This is a genomic window from Acidovorax sp. LjRoot74 (assembly GCF_964254355.1).
Lineage (GTDB): Bacteria > Pseudomonadota > Gammaproteobacteria > Burkholderiales > Burkholderiaceae_C > Acidovorax.
On record NZ_CAXUTI020000001.1, the window covers coordinates 1,895,001 to 1,911,075 of the forward strand.

Below are 16,075 nucleotides of genomic sequence, written 5' to 3' on the forward strand. Positions count from 1 at the left end.
GGAAGAGCCTTCTAGTGATAGCACGACTGTTAGCAAAACGGGATGGAAAGCCCGGCCATAGCAGGTGATAGCCCTGTATGCGAAAACAGACGTGTGGTACTAAGTTAGAGAAAAGTAGGGCGGGACACGAGAAATCCTGTCTGAATATGGGGGGACCATCCTCCAAGGCTAAATACTCGTAATCGACCGATAGTGAACCAGTACCGTGAGGGAAAGGCGAAAAGAACCCCGGGAGGGGAGTGAAATAGATCCTGAAACCGCATGCTTACAAAAAGTAGGAGCCCGCAAGGGTGACTGCGTACCTTTTGTATAATGGGTCAGCGACTTACATTCAGTGGCAAGGTTAACCGAATAGGGAAGCCGTAGAGAAATCGAGTCCGAATAGGGCGAATCAGTCGCTGGGTGTAGACCCGAAACCAAGTGATCTATCCATGGCCAGGATGAAGGTGCCGTAACAGGTACTGGAGGTCCGAACCCACTAGTGTTGCAAAACTAGGGGATGAGCTGTGGATAGGGGTGAAAGGCTAAACAAACTTGGAAATAGCTGGTTCTCTCCGAAAACTATTTAGGTAGTGCCTCAAGTATTACCTGCGGGGGTAGAGCACTGTTTAGGCTAGGGGGTCATGGCGACTTACCAAACCTATGCAAACTCCGAATACCGCAGAGTACAGCTTGGGAGACAGAGCACCGGGTGCTAACGTCCGGACTCAAGAGGGAAACAACCCAGACCGCCAGCTAAGGTCCCTAAAATTGGCTAAGTGGGAAACGAAGTGGGAAGGCTAAAACAGTCAGGATGTTGGCTTAGAAGCAGCCATCATTTAAAGAAAGCGTAATAGCTCACTGATCGAGTCGTCCTGCGCGGAAGATGTAACGGGGCTAAGCCAGTTACCGAAGCTGCGGATTTGCAATTTATTGCAAGTGGTAGGAGAGCGTTCTGTAGGCCTGTGAAGGTGTCTGGTAACGGATGCTGGAGGTATCAGAAGTGCGAATGCTGACATGAGTAGCGTTAAAGGGGGTGAAAAGCCCCCTCGCCGTAAGCGCAAGGTTTTCTACGCAACGTTCATCGGCGTAGAGTGAGTCGGCCCCTAAGGCGAGGCAGAGATGCGTAGCTGATGGGAAACAGGTCAATATTCCTGTACCGATCAATAGTGCGATGTGGGGACGGAGAAGGTTAGCTCAGCCAACTGTTGGATATGTTGGTTCAAGCCTGTAGTCGTGCCTGGTAGGCAAATCCGCCGGGCTTAGATGAGGGGTGATAACGAGTCTGCTTGCAGACGAAGTGAGTGATACCCTGCTTCCAGGAAAAGCCACTAAGCTTCAGCTATTGACGACCGTACCGCAAACCGACACTGGTGCGCGAGATGAGTATTCTAAGGCGCTTGAGAGAACTCAGGAGAAGGAACTCGGCAAATTGATACCGTAACTTCGGGAGAAGGTATGCCCCAAGTAGGTGAACTCGTACAGAGGGAGCCCAACGGGGTTGCAAAAAATCGGTGGCTGCGACTGTTTAATAAAAACACAGCACTCTGCAAACACGAAAGTGGACGTATAGGGTGTGACGCCTGCCCGGTGCTGGAAGATTAAATGATGGGGTGCAAGCTCTTGATTGAAGTCCCAGTAAACGGCGGCCGTAACTATAACGGTCCTAAGGTAGCGAAATTCCTTGTCGGGTAAGTTCCGACCTGCACGAATGGCGTAACGATGGCCACACTGTCTCCTCCTGAGACTCAGCGAAGTTGAAATGTTTGTGATGATGCAATCTCCCCGCGGAAAGACGGAAAGACCCCATGAACCTTTACTGTAGCTTTGTATTGGACTTTGAACAGATCTGTGTAGGATAGGTGGGAGGCTTTGAAGTGAGGTCGCTAGATCTCATGGAGCCAACGTTGAAATACCACCCTGGTGTGTTTGAGGTTCTAACCTAGGTCCATTATCTGGATCGGGGACAGTGCATGGTAGGCAGTTTGACTGGGGCGGTCTCCTCCCAAAGCGTAACGGAGGAGTTCGAAGGTACGCTAGTTACGGTCGGACATCGTGACGATAGTGCAATGGCATAAGCGTGCTTAACTGCGAGACTGACAAGTCGAGCAGATGCGAAAGCAGGACATAGTGATCCGGTGGTTCTGTATGGAAGGGCCATCGCTCAACGGATAAAAGGTACTCTGGGGATAACAGGCTGATACCGCCCAAGAGTTCATATCGACGGCGGTGTTTGGCACCTCGATGTCGGCTCATCTCATCCTGGGGCTGTAGCCGGTCCCAAGGGTATGGCTGTTCGCCATTTAAAGAGGTACGTGAGCTGGGTTTAAAACGTCGTGAGACAGTTTGGTCCCTATCTTCCGTGGGCGCTGCAGATTTGAGGAAGCCTGCTCCTAGTACGAGAGGACCGGAGTGGACACACCTCTGGTGTATCGGTTGTCACGCCAGTGGCATTGCCGAGTAGCTAAGTGTGGAAGAGATAACCGCTGAAAGCATCTAAGCGGGAAACTCGTTTCAAGATGAGATCTGCCGGGGCCTTGAGCCCCCTAAAGAGTCGTTCAAGACCAGGACGTTGATAGGTCAGGTGTGGAAGCGCAGTAATGCGTTAAGCTAACTGATACTAATTGCTCGTGCGGCTTGACCCTATAACTTTGATAGCCAACACGCTCTCCAGCGTGAAGCTCAAAGTCTGTTATGCCAAGTTAGACGCAGTCAAAAGACACAAAATCTGATTCCAGACTCTATGAATTCGCCAGGCTGTTCACACGAACAGCCCAGCACCAAGTTATGCCTGATGACCATAGCAAGTTGGTACCACTCCTTCCCATCCCGAACAGGACAGTGAAACGACTTTGCGCCGATGATAGTGCGGGTTCCCGTGTGAAAGTAGGTCATCGTCAGGCTCTTACAGCCCAAACCGCCCTTCTACTCGACCGAGTAGAAGGGCGGTTTGCTTTGGGGATGCGGAGTTATAGGACTACTTTAATAATGCTCCGCTGATTCACTTTGCTTTTGCCATGCAACTACAAGAGATTTTGTATTCCCAAGGGTTTGGCACACGCCGTGTCTGCGTTGGATTGGTGCAGCAAGGCTGGGTGTCCGTGCGTGAGCCGGCAGTGAATGCGGGCGGTTACGAGTACCGCACCTGCACCGATGCGACGGCCGACTATGACCCCGAAGGGCTGCTCTTGCGGGTCCAGGGCATTGACTGGCCCTACCATGCCAAGGCCTACGTGTTGTTGCACAAGCCAGCTGGTACAGAGTGCTCCCAGAAGCCATCCACCTATCCCAGCATCTACACCTTGTTGCCCGCGCCCTTGCGCCAGCGGCCAACAAAGAGTGCGGTGCAAGGAGTTCAGGCCGTGGGCCGGTTAGACCAGGACACAACGGGCATGTTGTTGCTGAGCGACGACGGGCAGTTCATTCACCGAATGAGTTCGCCCAAGAAGCATGTCCCCAAGGTGTACCAAGTCACAACGAAGCACCCGGTGGATGAGACTCAGGTATCCCGATTGCTCGCAGGGGTCGTGCTGGACGACGACCCCAAGCCGGTTCGCGCGGCGGACTGTGTGGTGGAGGGTAGTCACCGGCTGGATCTGACCTTGACGGAAGGCAAATACCACCAAGTCAAGCGCATGTTGGCTGCGGTGGGCAATCGGGTCGAAGGACTGCACCGTGCCCGAATTGGGGGCATGGATTTGCCTCTTGACCTGGCTCCCGGTGACTGGCGCTGGCTGGATGCAGACGAGCTGCGGTTGCTGACGCAGAGCGACTGAAGGCAGCGTGGCCGACGGTGCTCAAGGTTGAGCCCTTCACGAATCAACTCAGCAAGGACACCAGTGGCTCTGGTTTGCGGTTTCGCAAGCAAATTAATGCTCGTAACAGTCATGGCCATTCGTCACTGAGGCCTATTCAGATTCGCCCCATATTCTCTCGGCTCGGTTCGGAAGATTATTCTCGGCGCTCGGCCGCGTCAGCGCTGCTGCACCTGTCTCCGGGTAGGCGCATGACCTGGATCAATGTTTCTGCCCCATCCACGATGTTCGTTCAGCAATAACCAGGGGCGGGCGGGTAGAGCGCTACACTCAGCGGCTGTGTTGAAAGTGGTTCTGTGAAGATTTTTTCGATTGCACGTACATGTGTTGCCCTTTGCGGGCTATGGCTGTCCATTGGTGCTGCGGGGGCTGCTGAGCCACCCCTGTTTGTTCTGAATTCGCTGGAGGCCAATGTCAGTGTCATTGACCCTGCGACCTGGACGGAAACGACCCGGATTCCTACGGGCAAAGAGCCGCACCATCTGTACCTGACGCCCGACGAAAAATCGGTCATCGTGGCCAATGCGCTGGGCGATACGCTGACGTTCATCGATCCTCGCACGGCGCAGGTACAGCGCACGGTGCGGGGCATTGTGGACCCCTACCACCTGCGCTTCAGTCCCGATATGAAGTGGTTCGTCACCGCTGCCAACCGGCTGAACCACGTGGATTTCTACCGCTGGGATGGCAAGGACTTGACGCTTGTGCAACGTGTTGCTACGTCACGCACGCCCAGCCACCTGTGGATCGACAGCCGCAGCACCACGGTGTATTCCACCATGCAGGACAGTGATGAGCTGGTGGCCATGGACCTTGCCACGCAGACCATCAAATGGCGCATCAAGACAGGCGCCATGCCTGCGGATGTGTATGGCAGCCCAGACGACAAACGCCTGTTTGTGGGGTTGACTGGGAGTGACAGTGTTGAAGTGTTTGACGTCTCGGGGCGCGAGCCGGTGAGCATCAATAAGATCAAAACTGGTAACGGCGCCCATGCATTCCGTGCCGCAGGGGATGGACGCCACCTCTATGTGAGCAATCGGGTGGCCAACTCCATCAGCAAGATCGATATGACGACTTACCAGGTGGTGGAGTCCTATCCTGTGCCGGGCGGGCCGGACTGCATGGACGTGTCCGCCGACGGGCGGTTCATTTATGTCAGTTCGCGCTGGGCCCGCAAGCTGTCCGTGGTCGATACAGAGACCAAGAAGGTCGTGCGGCAGGTGACGGTGGGCAAATCGCCCCACGGCGTCTGGACACTGCACCACGCGCCGCGCTGAAGGGGCGGGTGAGGGCAATGGGCGCCAAGCTGTGTTGCATGCCCAGGCCCTGGCGGCCTATTGCTATACTATTTATAGCTATTTGCGCCCACCCAGCAGGCGCAAACGCCCCAAATGATTGCAAAAAACCCCTCTACCTGACATTCGATACCGGGCACATGGAGGTCGCCCCGCTGGTGGCCGACGTGCTGAACCGGCACCAGGTGCGCGTGACTTTTTTTGCTGCCAACGAGCGGACCAAGGAAGGCGATGGCAGCCTGGGTAAGCACTGGGCTCCCTGGTGGCGTGCCCGTGCGGCAGAAGGCCACGAGTTCGCCTCGCATACCTGGGACCACACCTACTGGCGTGCCGATGTGGGCACTCCGCAGGCCCCCGTGTTCCGTGTGCGTCCTTCTGCAGGTCCCAGGGAAGGGCAGAACTTTCAGCTGTCGGCTGCCGAATACTGCGCAGAGATTCGCCGCTCTGCCGATCGCCTGAAGGTGGTGACGGGTAGGACGCCACTGCCCCTGTTCCGCGCCCCGGGGGGCAAAACATCTCCGCAGCTCCTTGCCAGCGCACAGGCCTGCGGCTTTGCGCATGTTGGCTGGTCGCCTGCAGGTTTCCTCGGCGATGAGTTGCCCAGCGAGAGCGCCAGCAATGTGGCCCTGCTGCGCAAGGCCCTGCGCGACGTACGCAGCGGCGATATTTTGCTGGCTCACTTGGGAATTTGGTCGCGCAAAGACCCCTGGGCACCGGCCGTGCTGGAGCCGTTGATTGTGGGTCTCAAGGAGCAGGGCTTTTGCTTTCGCACCCTGCGGGAGCACCCCGTGTATGGGGTGGGGCGCTGATGGACAAGACGGTGGTTGGCTGCACAGGGGGCGGGGCAGGGTTCTGCCTGGTGGCCCGCCAAGCCGCAGGCAAGGGAGCGTGATGTGATGGGATCGCTGGGCAGTTGGTTCGATGGTGTGCAGCAGTGGCTGTTCGAGAGCGTGCTGCAGCCGCTGATGTTCTGGCTGGGCCTGAGCAGCGTGCTGGAGACGGGCTATGAGGCCGCAGGCTGGCTGCTGGTGGGGCTGCTGCAGCTGCTGGTGATCGTGGCGGTGATCGGCCCCATGCAGCGCCTGTGGCCGGTGGAGCCCGTGACCAACCGTGCCACCATCCGCACCGACATCCTCTACACGCTGATCCACCGGCTGGGTGTGTTTCGTCTGGCGCTGTTCTTCACGGTGGACCCGCTGGCCGATTCCCTGTTTGGCGCCTTGCGCGTGGCTGGGGTGAGTACCTTCCAGCTCGATGGCCTCTGGCCGGGCATCACCGACATCCCCTGGGTGAGCTTGCTGCTGTACCTGGTGGTGTTCGATTTTGTGGACTACTGGATCCACCGGGGCCAGCACCACTTTGAATGGTGGTGGCGCCTGCACTCCCTGCACCACGCGCAGCAGCAGATGACCATGTGGAGCGACAACCGTAACCACCTGCTCGATGACCTGCTACGGGACACGATTCTGGTGGTCGTTGCCCAGGCGATCGGTGTGGCCCCCGGGCAGTTCATTGCCATCGTGGCCATCACGCAGCTCAGCGAGAGTTTTCAGCACGCCAATGTGCGCCTGTGGTTTGGTCGCTGGGGGGAGCGCCTGTGGATCAGCCCGCGTTTTCACCGCCTGCACCACAGCATTGGCATTGGCCATGAGACGATCAAACCCGCCGATGCCTCCGCTGGGACGCACCGCGTGGTGCTGGGTGGGCACAACTTCGGCGTGTTGCTGCCCTGGTGGGACATGCTGATGCGCACGGCCAACTTCGAGTGGCGCTTTGACCCTACCGGTGTGCGAGACCAGGTCGAACCCGATGCCCAGGGTCAGCTGCGCGACTACGGCCAGGGATTCTGGTCCCAGCAGTGGCGGGGCGTGCTGAGGTTGTTCGGCAAAGCCTGATTCGTCTTCCTGTCATAGGCACCCAAGGTATGCTTGCCGACATGGGACTTCTGCTTGATTCTTTCTGGCGCGCGGCCGCCTACTGCCTGCGGCCACGTGTGGTGGCCCTGTCGGTTCTGCCCCTGCTGCTGATGGTGGCCCTGGCACTGGGGTTGGGCTATTTCTATTGGGATGCAGCAGTTCAGGGTATGCGCGCGATGCTGGATGCCTCCACGCTGCTGGCCAGCGTCTGGAGCTGGCTGCAGGGCTGGGGGTTGGGGGATGTCACCGCCGTGATGGCCCCTCTGATGGTAGTGCTGGCCGTGGCGCCCGTGCTGGTGGTGGTGTCGCTGCTCGCCGTGGCGGTGCTCATGACGCCTGCCTTGGTGGCCTTGGTGGCAGAGCGGCGGTTCCCCGATCTGGAGCGCAAGAAGGGCGGCTCCTTCATCGCCAGCGTGGCTTGGTCGGTGGGCTCGACCCTGCTGGCGCTGGTTGCCTTGGTGGTGTCTGTTCCGCTGTGGCTTGTGCCGCCGCTGGTGCTCATCCTGCCGCCTCTGATCTGGGGCTGGCTGACCTACCGGGTGATGGTGTTTGACGCGCTGGCCGACCACGCCAGTAAGGAAGAGCGGCAGGAGATCTTCCGCCGCCACCGCAGCAGCCTGCTGGGCATTGGCATCGTCACGGGCTACCTGGGAGCGGCGCCCAGCATTGTGTGGGCCTCCGGGGTGGTGTTTGCGGCTGCGTTTTTCATCCTGGTGCCACTGGCCATCTGGATCTACACCCTGGTGTTCGCGTTTTCGTCGCTCTGGTTCACCCACTATGGCCTGGCGGCGCTACAGCGCTTGCGGGCCGAATCTGCCGGGCAGGCACCGGTCTCCGCCCCCGCCGGGGTGGTGGATGCCGCCGGGCCTCCCGCTGCGGCGGCAGCACCGGCCCTGCCAGCAGCGCCCGCTGCAGCGTCCTTGCCTGCTCCATCTTCCCCGTCCAACGAAAACCCAGCACCATGACACCCACCTTCGGCCTCATCATCGTGGGCGACGAAATCCTCTCGGGCAAGCGCGCCGACAAGCACATGCCCAAGGTGATCGAGCTTTTGTCGGCGCGGGGCCTGTCGCTGGCCTATGCGGACTATGTGGGCGACAGCCCCGACCGCATCACGGCGACTCTGCAGCGCGCCTTTGCATCGGGCGACGTGGTGTTCTCGTGTGGCGGCATTGGCGCCACGCCCGACGACCACACACGCCAGTGTGCCGCCCGCGCCCTGGAGCGTGAACTGGTGCTGCGCCCCGAGGCCGAGGCACTGATTCGCGAACGCATGCAGGACGTTGCACGCGAGCAAGGCGTGCCCTACGAGGCTGACCGGCCCGACAACATCCACAGGCTCAACATGGGGGTGTTTCCGGCAGGGGCCCGCATCATTTCCAACCCCTACAACAAGATTCCGGGCTTCAGCTGCGATGGGGCCGGGGGCGGGGCGGTGCATTTTGTGCCGGGCTTTCCCGTCATGGCCTGGCCCATGATCGAAGGGGTGCTGGACCAGCACTATGCGGCGCACTTCAATCGCACCCCCCAGACCGAGCAGTCAGTCGTGGTGTATGGCGCCATGGAGGCTGCGTTGACGCCTCTCATGGAACGCATCGAAAAAATGCACCCGCAGGTGCGGGTGTTCAGTCTGCCCAGTGTGGATCATCCACAATACGGGCGGCACATCGAGCTGGGCGTCAAAGGGCCCGCACCATTGGTTCCTGCCGCATGGCAGGAGCTGAAAAAAGGTTTGCACGATTTTGGTGCAAATTGCGGCCCCGAATTGGTGCGCAACCTGTGACGCTCAGGCTTGATCTATGGATTGCACTGTTTTGGTGCTTTTTGGCGGATGCCGTGCCAACCCGTAGTCTGCGGCGCTCCTTCATAGTGCGGTAGTGCACTCGGCTGGCACGCAAACTGCTTTTATTTCGGCAAAATCTTTTTTCAACAAGCGCTTTACCCAGGAGAACCTGATGGCCAAGACCGTTGCAGACGTGATGAAGATGGTGAAGGAAAACGAAGTCAAGTTCATTGACTTTCGTTTCACCGACACCCGTGGCAAACAACAGCACACCACGGTGCCCGTCTCTCACTTCGACGAAGACAAGTTCATTTCGGGCCACGCCTTCGACGGTTCGTCGATTGCCGGCTGGAAGGGCATTGAAGCCTCCGACATGCAGCTGATCCCCGATCCCAGCACGGCCAACATCGATCCTTTCTTTGAAGAAACGACGCTGATCCTGACCTGCGACGTGATCGAGCCCACCGACGGCAAGGCCTATGACCGCGACCCCCGCTCCATCGCCAAGCGCGCTGAAGCCTACCTGAAGGCCTCCGGCCTGGGCGACACCGCCTACTTCGGTCCCGAGCCAGAATTCTTCATCTTCGACGGCGTGCGCTGGAGCACCGAACCCAACCACACCTTCTACGAAATCGAAGAGTACGAAGCTCCCTGGAACACGGGCGCCAAGCTCGAAGGTGGCAACCGTGGCCACCGCCCCACCGTCAAGGGCGGCTACTTCCCCGTGCCTCCGGTTGATAGCACGCAAGACATGCGCGCCGAGATGTCCCTGATCCTCGAATCTCTGGGCATCCCTGTCGAAGTGTTCCACCACGAAGTGGCGGGCGCTGGCCAGAACGAAATCGGCACCCGTTTCAGCACGCTGGTCGAGCGCGCTGACTGGACCATCCTGCAAAAGTACGTGATCCACAACGTGGCCAACGCCTACGGCAAGACCGCCACGTTCATGCCCAAGCCTTACCATGGCGACAACGGCTCCGGCATGCACGTGCACCAGTCCGTCTGGAAGGACGGCAAGAACCTGTTCGCAGGCGACGGCTATGCCGGTCTGTCGGACTTCGCGCTGTACTACATCGGCGGCATCATCAAGCACGCCCGTGCTCTGAATGCCATCACCAACCCCGGTACCAACAGCTACAAGCGCCTGGTGCCTCACTTCGAAGCCCCGGTGAAGCTGGCCTACTCGGCCAAGAACCGTTCTGCATCGATCCGCATCCCCTACGTGGCCAACCCCAAGGGCCGTCGCGTGGAAGCCCGCTTCCCCGATCCACTGATGAACCCCTACCTGGGCTTTGCTGCCCTGCTGATGGCGGGTCTGGACGGCGTGGAAAACAAGATCCATCCCGGCGAAGCCGCCACGAAGGACCTGTACCACCTGCCCCCAGAAGAAGACAAGCTGGTGCCTACCGTGTGCCACAGCCTGGACCAGGCCCTGGAGCACTTGGACAAGGACCGCGCGTTCCTGACCAAGGGTGGCGTGTTCACCGACAGCATGATCGACGCCTACATCGATCTGAAGATGAACGAAGTGACCCGCTTCCGCATGGCCGTGCACCCTGTCGAGTACGACATGTACTACTCGCTGTAATCGTCTGCCTGCAGACCATTGCTCAGAAAAAGGCGGCGCAAGCCGCCTTTTTTCATGGGCGGAAGGCATGTTTACATGCCGTGATGGAACCCCGTGTGCATGTGTTGCATCTTTAGTCAAAGCCCTTCCCAGGTCTGCCCTTGCTCGATTGGCGATGTGTGGCGATTGGTGGATACTCCTTTCTCTCCTGCATGTCCGTGCGAGGATCCTGAATGAAAAAAACGCTCTTCACCCTGCTCCTCATTGCCTCCACGCCTTTTGCCGCCTGGGCCCAAGACCGCATCTACCGCTGCGGCAACGAATACACGAACAACGCCACCCAGGCCAAGGAGCGCGGCTGCAGGCTGGTAGAAGGGGGCAATGTCACCGTGGTGCAGGGCAGCCGGCCTGCGGCAGGGCCAGCGCCAGCGTCTTCTTCCTCTGGCGGCGGGGCGGCCACGTCGCCCCCATCGGCCCCCAAGGTCAGCAGCAACGACCAGAAGGCCCGTGATTCCGACGCCCGCGCCATCCTGGAGTCCGAGCTGCGCAAGGCCGAAACACGCCACGCCGACCTCGTCAAGGAATACAACAACGGGGCCCCCGAGCGCAACGCGCTCGACCTGCGCAACCCCCAGCGCTACACGGAGCGCACGGCCGAACTCAAGGCCAGCGTGGCCCGCAGCGAAAGTGACATCGCAGGCATCAAGCGCGAGATCGCCCGCCTGCCAGCGCCCGCCAACTAACCAACAACCACCCCTGCGTGTGAGTGTCCCTTCATCCCCTGAACTGCCCGGCACCGACACCGGGCGTTTTCATTCGCTGGACCTGATGTCCACCCTGGTGGCGGTGCTGCGTGCCGATGGCGCCGTGCAGTTTGCCAACGCCGCCCTCGAAAACACCCTGGGCCTGTCGCGCCGCACCCTGGAGGGCGCGGACTTCTCCACCTTCTTCACCGACCCTGCCTTGCTGCAGACCGCCCTGGCAGGCGCCCGGGGCAAGGACTTTGCCGCGCTGCGCTACGAGGCCAGCCTGAAGCGCCTGCACCAGGAGCCCGTGCCTGTGCATGTCAACGTGGCCGATGCCGAGCAGGTGGGCGAAATCCTGGTAGAGCTGTGGCCGCTGGAGCAGCAGGCCCGCCAGGACCGCGAAGAGCGCCTGCGCGACCAGGCCCAGGCCAACAAGGAACTGATCCGCAACCTGGCCCACGAGATCAAGAACCCGCTGGGCGGCATCCGAGGCGCGGCGCAGCTGCTGGAGATGGAGCTGGACAACCGCGAACTGACGGAATACACCCAGGTCATCATCCACGAGGCCGACCGCCTGCAGAGCCTGGTGGACCGGCTGCTGGCGCCGCACCGCCACCCGCACTTGGTGGGCGACGTGAACATCCACGAGGTGTGCGAGCGTGTGCGTTCGCTCGTGCTGGTTGAATACCCGCAGGGCCTCAAGGTCCAGCGCGACTACGACACCTCCATCCCCGAGTTCCGGGGCGACCGCGCGCAGCTTATCCAGGCGCTGCTGAACATCGTGCAAAACGGCGCCCAGGCGCTCACCGACCGCATTGCGGCGGGCGATGCGGTGATCACGCTGCGCACCCGTGTGGCCCGCCAGGTCACGTTCGGTCGCCAGCGCTACCGGCTGGCACTGGAATTGCATGTCATCGACAACGGACCGGGCGTACCCGACGCCATCAAGGAACGGATTTTTTATCCACTGGTGTCGGGGCGGGACGGCGGATCAGGGCTGGGGCTGACGTTGGCGCAAACCTTCGTGCAGCGCCACCACGGGTTGATCGAATGCGACAGCGTACCGGGTCGCACCGACTTCCGCATCCTGATCCCCTTGCCTTGACAGCGCACGACGGTCCCTGACACGCAACCACAGGGAAGGTTAGAAAAACATATGAAGCCGATCTGGATAGTAGATGACGACCCCTCGATCCGCTTCGTCCTGGAAAAGGCGCTGGCCCGCGAGAACCTGCCCACGCGCAGCTTCACGCACCCCCGCGAAGTGCTGGACGCGCTGGCCGACATCACGGCAGGCGACCCCGCCCGCCAGGGCCCCCAGGTCCTGGTGAGCGACATCCGCATGCCCGGGGGCTCGGGCCTGCAACTGCTGGAGAAGGTGCGCGAGCTGCAGCCCGGCCTGCCCGTCATCATCATGACGGCGTACTCCGACCTCGACAGCGCGGTGTCGGCCTTTCAGCGCGGCGCGTTCGAATACCTGCCCAAGCCGTTTGACCTGCCCAAGGCGGTGGAGCTGATCCGCCGGGCGGTCGAAGAAAGCCAGCGCGAAGAAGTCACCGAAGAGCGCCAGACGGCAACCCCCGAAATGCTGGGCCAGGCGCCCGCCATGCAGGACGTGTTCCGCGCCATCGGGCGGCTGTCGCAAAGCCAGGTCACGGTGCTCATCACCGGCGAGTCGGGCTCGGGCAAGGAGCTGGTGGCGCGCGCGCTGCACAAGCACTCGCCCGTGGCAGACGGCCCCTTTGTGGCCATCAACACCGCAGCCATCCCCAAGGACCTGCTGGAGAGCGAACTCTTTGGGCACGAGCGCGGGGCCTTCACCGGCGCACAGACCCAGCGGCGCGGCCGTTTCGAGCAGGCCGAGGGCGGCACGCTGTTCCTCGACGAAATTGGCGATATGCCGTTTGACCTGCAGACGCGCCTGCTGCGCGTGCTGTCGGACGGCCAGTTCTACCGCGTGGGCGGTCACGCGGCCGTCAAGGCCCATGTGCGCGTGATTGCCGCCACGCACCAGAACCTGGAGCAGCGCGTCAAGGAAGGCGGTTTCCGCGAGGACTTGTTCCACCGCCTCAATGTGATCCGCCTGCGCCTGCCCGCGCTGCGCGAGCGGCACGAGGACGTGCCCATGCTCACGCGCCACTTCCTGCAGCAAAGCGCGCGGCAGCTGGGCGTGGAGCCCAAGCGCATTGCCGACTCGGCGCTGGCGCGGCTGGAGCAGTTCGCCTTCCCTGGCAACGTGCGCCAGCTGGAGAACATCTGCCACTGGCTCACGGTGATGGCGCCTGCACAGGTGATCTCGCTGCAAGACCTGCCGCCCGAGGTGCTGGAAGCCCCGGTCTACCAGCCGCCCGTGCGTGCCACGCCGGGCGCAGAACCTGCGGCGGCCACGGTCACCTCCATGCCCGTGGCGCCGCTGGCCGCTGTGGTGCCTGTGGCGCAGGCCCCCGCCGCGCCGCAGCCCCCGGCCGACATGGTGGGAGGGCTGCACCCCGCGGCCCCCGTGCCGGCGCCAATGCCTGCCGCCGTGCCGTCCTGGTCCGCCGACACCGCTGCGGCGGCTCCGGTTGCCACTGCCTTCAGCTGGGAACAGGCCCTGGAAACTGAGGCGCAAAAACTGCTCGCAGGCGGCCAGCCCGAAGTGTGGGATGCGCTCACCCGGCGCTTTGAGTCGCGTCTGATCCGCACCGCCTTGGTGGCCACCCACGGGCGCCGCATGGAGGCCGCGCAGCGCCTGGGCATCGGGCGCAACACCATCACGCGCAAGATCCAGGAGCTGGGGCTGGACGCACCCGACGAGGCCTGAGCGTGTAGCCTAGCAGCTAGATACGAAAGGGCCCCTGGCAGCGGCAAGCTGCCAGGGGCCCTTGGGCTTTGGTACTACAAAAAATCAAGGAAAAAAGGCCGTTTGCGCGCGACCCTATTGCCTTATTTGCTATTGATTCAGTAGCAAATCAACCCAGGGTCACGACCACGGGGGTGTGGTCGCTGGGCTGCGGGTTCTTGCGCGGGGCGCGGTCCACCACGCAGGCGGTCACCGTGGGCTTGAGGGCATCGCTGACCAGGATGTGGTCGATGCGCAGGCCCCGGTTCTTCTGGAAGCCCAGCATGCGGTAGTCCCACCATGAGAAGCTCTTTTCGGGCTGGTCGAACATACGGAACGCATCCGTCAGCCCCAGCGCCAGCAGGGCCTGGAAATGGTTGCGCTCTTCGGTGGTGTGGTGGATGGTTTCGCGCAGGCCGTCAGGGTCGTAAGAGTCGCGATCTTCCGGCGCCACGTTGAAGTCGCCTACCAGCACCAGGCGCGGGTGCGCGGCCATCTCGGCGCGCACCATGTCCTGCAGCGCCTGCAGCCAGCGCATCTTGTAGGCAAACTTTTCTGAGCCCGGCTCCTGGCCGTTGACGAAATAGCCATTGAGCAGGCGCAGCGGGCCCGCAGGCGTGTCCAGCGTGGCCGCGATGACGCGGGCCTGCTCGTCGCCAAACCCGGGGATGTTGCGCACCACGTCGCGCAGCGGGTGGCGGCTCAGGATGGCCACGCCGTTGTAGGTCTTCTGGCCAAAGGCGGCGGCTTCGTAGCCCGCCTCTTTCAGCGCCTCGTGCGGAAACTTGTCGTCGGTGAGCTTGAGCTCCTGCAGGCACAGCGCATCGACCGGGTTGGCGGCCAGCCAGGCCAGCACCTGGGGCAGGCGCACCGACAGGGAGTTCACGTTCCAAGTGGCTATTTGCATGGGTTTTTTGGCCTTCTGCGCCCGTCCATCAAGCGCTATCAGCTATCAATAAGTGAGTAAAAAGGGTGGCAGCGCTCAGGCCGCACGCACGTAGGTCACAAAGCTGAAGGGCAAGCCGTTGCTGCCCACATGGCGGCTGCGGGCCGATTCTGCCCACTCCGGGCCCAGCGTGGGGGCATAGGCATCGCCATCGAACGGCTGCTCGATCTCGGTCACTTCCAGGCGGTCAGCCAGGGGCAGGGCTTCGGCGTAGATCTGTGCGCCGCCAATCACCCACACCGTCTGGCCTGCGTCGCACTGTGCCAGGGCCTCGGCCAGGCTGCCCGCGCGGTGCGCGCCCTCGGCCTGCCAGCCCGCCTGGCGCGTCACCACGATGTTGGTGCGGCCGGGCAGGGGGCGAAAACGCGGGGGCAGCGAGTCCCAGGTCTTGCGGCCCATGACTACCGGGCAGCCCTGGGTGAGCTGCTTGAAATGCGCCATGTCTTCGGCCAGGTGCCAGGGGAGCTGGTTGTCCCGGCCGATGACGCCATTGGCGGCGCGGGCGTAGATGAGGTGCAGGGGCATGGGGCGCAGTGCTTTGGGGGGGGTGATCCGGTCAGATGTGCAGGGCGGCGAGTGCACCCACGCCCAGGCCCACGGCGGCCACGCCGTACATGCCGTATTCCAGCCACTTCTTCTTGGTCAGCAGCGCAATCGCGGCCAGCGCAATCGCCACCTGCAGCGCGGTGGTGGCCTGGGCCCAACGGTGGTGCTGGTGCATCTGGGCTTCGCTTTTCTGGTCGAAGGCGTGGGCATCGGCCTCCAGCTTTTCGGCTACGGCCTTGATCTCGTTCTTTTCTTTTTCGTAGCGGTCGATCTTGCCCTGGTACTTGGCCTTTTCGGTCTCGGCCGGGGTCAGGTCACGCGCCAGCTCGGCCAGGCTTTGTTTGGTGCTCTTGGACTGGAAGTAATTCCACTGGTTGGAGGCCTCGGTCTTCTTGATGGCCGCGTCGTTCTTCATCAGGCCTGCATTGGCCTGCGTGGCGCCGCCCATGTAGGAAAAGATGGCGCCCACCGTGGCCACGATGGCCGTGAACATCGCGATCTTGTTCATGGACGAGCCATTGCTCTCCTGGCCGTGGCTGCTGGAGTGGTCGTCATGTTGGCCATGGGTGGCATGCTCGACTGCGTGGTCGTGGGGGCCGTGTACGTGAAATCCGCCGGAAGACATGGGTAAGCGTGGGGTGGTTGTGGTGGATGGATG

The 16,075-nt window shown here is 61.5% G+C and carries 13 protein-coding genes and 2 rRNA genes (1 of these 15 running past the window's edge); 12 read left to right on the forward strand and 3 right to left on the reverse strand.

Annotation, left to right across the window (positions count from 1 at the left end; all coding sequences use genetic code 11):
• The 12 genes from ACSQ3O_RS08655 to ntrC form a co-directional block, all read left to right on the forward strand.
• Positions 1-2,624 (forward strand): 23S ribosomal RNA (locus ACSQ3O_RS08655); it begins 255 nt to the left of the window's first position.
• Between the two features lie 145 nt (positions 2,625-2,769).
• Positions 2,770-2,882 (forward strand): 5S ribosomal RNA (gene rrf, locus ACSQ3O_RS08660).
• A gap of 114 nt (positions 2,883-2,996) precedes the next feature.
• Positions 2,997-3,755 (forward strand): 16S rRNA pseudouridine(516) synthase, encoded by a 759-nt coding sequence (locus ACSQ3O_RS08665; protein ID WP_436138538.1) that lies wholly within the window; start codon positions 2,997-2,999, stop codon positions 3,753-3,755.
• A gap of 335 nt (positions 3,756-4,090) precedes the next feature.
• Positions 4,091-5,074 (forward strand): beta-propeller fold lactonase family protein, encoded by a 984-nt coding sequence (locus ACSQ3O_RS08670; protein WP_436138539.1) that lies wholly within the window; start codon positions 4,091-4,093, stop codon positions 5,072-5,074.
• Between the two features lie 38 nt (positions 5,075-5,112).
• Positions 5,113-5,901, forward strand: coding sequence for a polysaccharide deacetylase family protein (locus ACSQ3O_RS08675; RefSeq protein ID WP_436138540.1), 789 nt, complete (start codon positions 5,113-5,115; stop codon positions 5,899-5,901).
• Positions 5,902-5,988: 87 nt separating this feature from the next.
• Positions 5,989-6,987, forward strand: coding sequence for a sterol desaturase family protein (locus ACSQ3O_RS08680; protein ID WP_436141098.1), 999 nt, complete (start codon positions 5,989-5,991; stop codon positions 6,985-6,987).
• 41 nt (positions 6,988-7,028) lie between these two features.
• On the forward strand, positions 7,029-7,973 hold the full coding sequence (locus ACSQ3O_RS08685; protein ID WP_436138541.1) for an EI24 domain-containing protein: 945 nt from the start codon (positions 7,029-7,031) through the stop codon (positions 7,971-7,973).
• Positions 7,970-8,791, forward strand: a complete 822-nt coding sequence (locus tag ACSQ3O_RS08690; protein ID WP_436138542.1) for a competence/damage-inducible protein A — start codon at positions 7,970-7,972, stop codon at positions 8,789-8,791. The genes ACSQ3O_RS08685 and ACSQ3O_RS08690 overlap by 4 nt, the downstream gene beginning before the upstream one ends.
• A gap of 172 nt (positions 8,792-8,963) precedes the next feature.
• Positions 8,964-10,379, forward strand: a complete 1,416-nt coding sequence (gene glnA, locus ACSQ3O_RS08695; RefSeq protein WP_063459400.1) for a type I glutamate--ammonia ligase — start codon at positions 8,964-8,966, stop codon at positions 10,377-10,379.
• Between the two features lie 212 nt (positions 10,380-10,591).
• Positions 10,592-11,101 (forward strand): hypothetical protein, encoded by a 510-nt coding sequence (locus ACSQ3O_RS08700; protein WP_137745193.1) that lies wholly within the window; start codon positions 10,592-10,594, stop codon positions 11,099-11,101.
• A gap of 85 nt (positions 11,102-11,186) precedes the next feature.
• Positions 11,187-12,209, forward strand: a complete 1,023-nt coding sequence (gene glnL / locus ACSQ3O_RS08705; RefSeq protein WP_137745198.1) for a nitrogen regulation protein NR(II) — start codon at positions 11,187-11,189, stop codon at positions 12,207-12,209.
• Positions 12,210-12,260: 51 nt separating this feature from the next.
• Positions 12,261-13,907 carry a nitrogen regulation protein NR(I) gene (gene ntrC / locus ACSQ3O_RS08710; RefSeq protein ID WP_436138543.1) on the forward strand — a complete coding sequence of 549 codons (1,647 nt, stop codon included), beginning with the start codon at positions 12,261-12,263 and terminating at the stop codon, positions 13,905-13,907.
• Between the two features lie 148 nt (positions 13,908-14,055).
• On the opposite strand, the gene xth is transcribed toward ntrC, so the two are convergent.
• The 3 genes from xth to ACSQ3O_RS08725 all read right to left on the reverse strand — a co-directional run bounded on the left by xth (position 14,056) and on the right by ACSQ3O_RS08725 (position 16,042).
• Positions 14,056-14,832: an exodeoxyribonuclease III gene (gene xth, locus ACSQ3O_RS08715; protein WP_137745191.1), complete on the reverse strand. Its 777-nt coding sequence runs from the start codon at positions 14,830-14,832 to the stop codon at positions 14,056-14,058.
• A 75-nt stretch (positions 14,833-14,907) separates the two neighbouring features.
• Positions 14,908-15,396, reverse strand: a complete 489-nt coding sequence (locus tag ACSQ3O_RS08720; RefSeq protein WP_436138544.1) for a dihydrofolate reductase — start codon at positions 15,394-15,396, stop codon at positions 14,908-14,910.
• 31 nt (positions 15,397-15,427) lie between these two features.
• Positions 15,428-16,042, reverse strand: coding sequence for a DUF4337 domain-containing protein (locus ACSQ3O_RS08725; RefSeq protein ID WP_436138545.1), 615 nt, complete (start codon positions 16,040-16,042; stop codon positions 15,428-15,430).
• Positions 16,043-16,075: the final 33 nt, after the last annotated feature.

Coding starts and splice junctions, on each gene's coding strand:
- ACSQ3O_RS08665 (WP_436138538.1), top strand. CDS start 2,997: ATGCAACTACAAGAGATTTTGTATTCCCAAGGGTTTGGCACACGCCGT.
- ACSQ3O_RS08720 (WP_436138544.1), bottom strand. CDS start 15,396: ATGCCCCTGCACCTCATCTACGCCCGCGCCGCCAATGGCGTCATCGGC.
- ACSQ3O_RS08725 (WP_436138545.1), bottom strand. CDS start 16,042: ATGTCTTCCGGCGGATTTCACGTACACGGCCCCCACGACCACGCAGTC.
- ACSQ3O_RS08690 (WP_436138542.1), top strand. CDS start 7,970: ATGACACCCACCTTCGGCCTCATCATCGTGGGCGACGAAATCCTCTCG.
- glnL (WP_137745198.1), top strand. CDS start 11,187: ATGTCCACCCTGGTGGCGGTGCTGCGTGCCGATGGCGCCGTGCAGTTT.
- glnA (WP_063459400.1), top strand. CDS start 8,964: ATGGCCAAGACCGTTGCAGACGTGATGAAGATGGTGAAGGAAAACGAA.
- ACSQ3O_RS08700 (WP_137745193.1), top strand. CDS start 10,592: ATGAAAAAAACGCTCTTCACCCTGCTCCTCATTGCCTCCACGCCTTTT.
- ntrC (WP_436138543.1), top strand. CDS start 12,261: ATGAAGCCGATCTGGATAGTAGATGACGACCCCTCGATCCGCTTCGTC.
- ACSQ3O_RS08675 (WP_436138540.1), top strand. CDS start 5,113: ATGCCCAGGCCCTGGCGGCCTATTGCTATACTATTTATAGCTATTTGC.
- xth (WP_137745191.1), bottom strand. CDS start 14,832: ATGCAAATAGCCACTTGGAACGTGAACTCCCTGTCGGTGCGCCTGCCC.
- ACSQ3O_RS08685 (WP_436138541.1), top strand. CDS start 7,029: ATGGGACTTCTGCTTGATTCTTTCTGGCGCGCGGCCGCCTACTGCCTG.
- ACSQ3O_RS08680 (WP_436141098.1), top strand. CDS start 5,989: ATGGGATCGCTGGGCAGTTGGTTCGATGGTGTGCAGCAGTGGCTGTTC.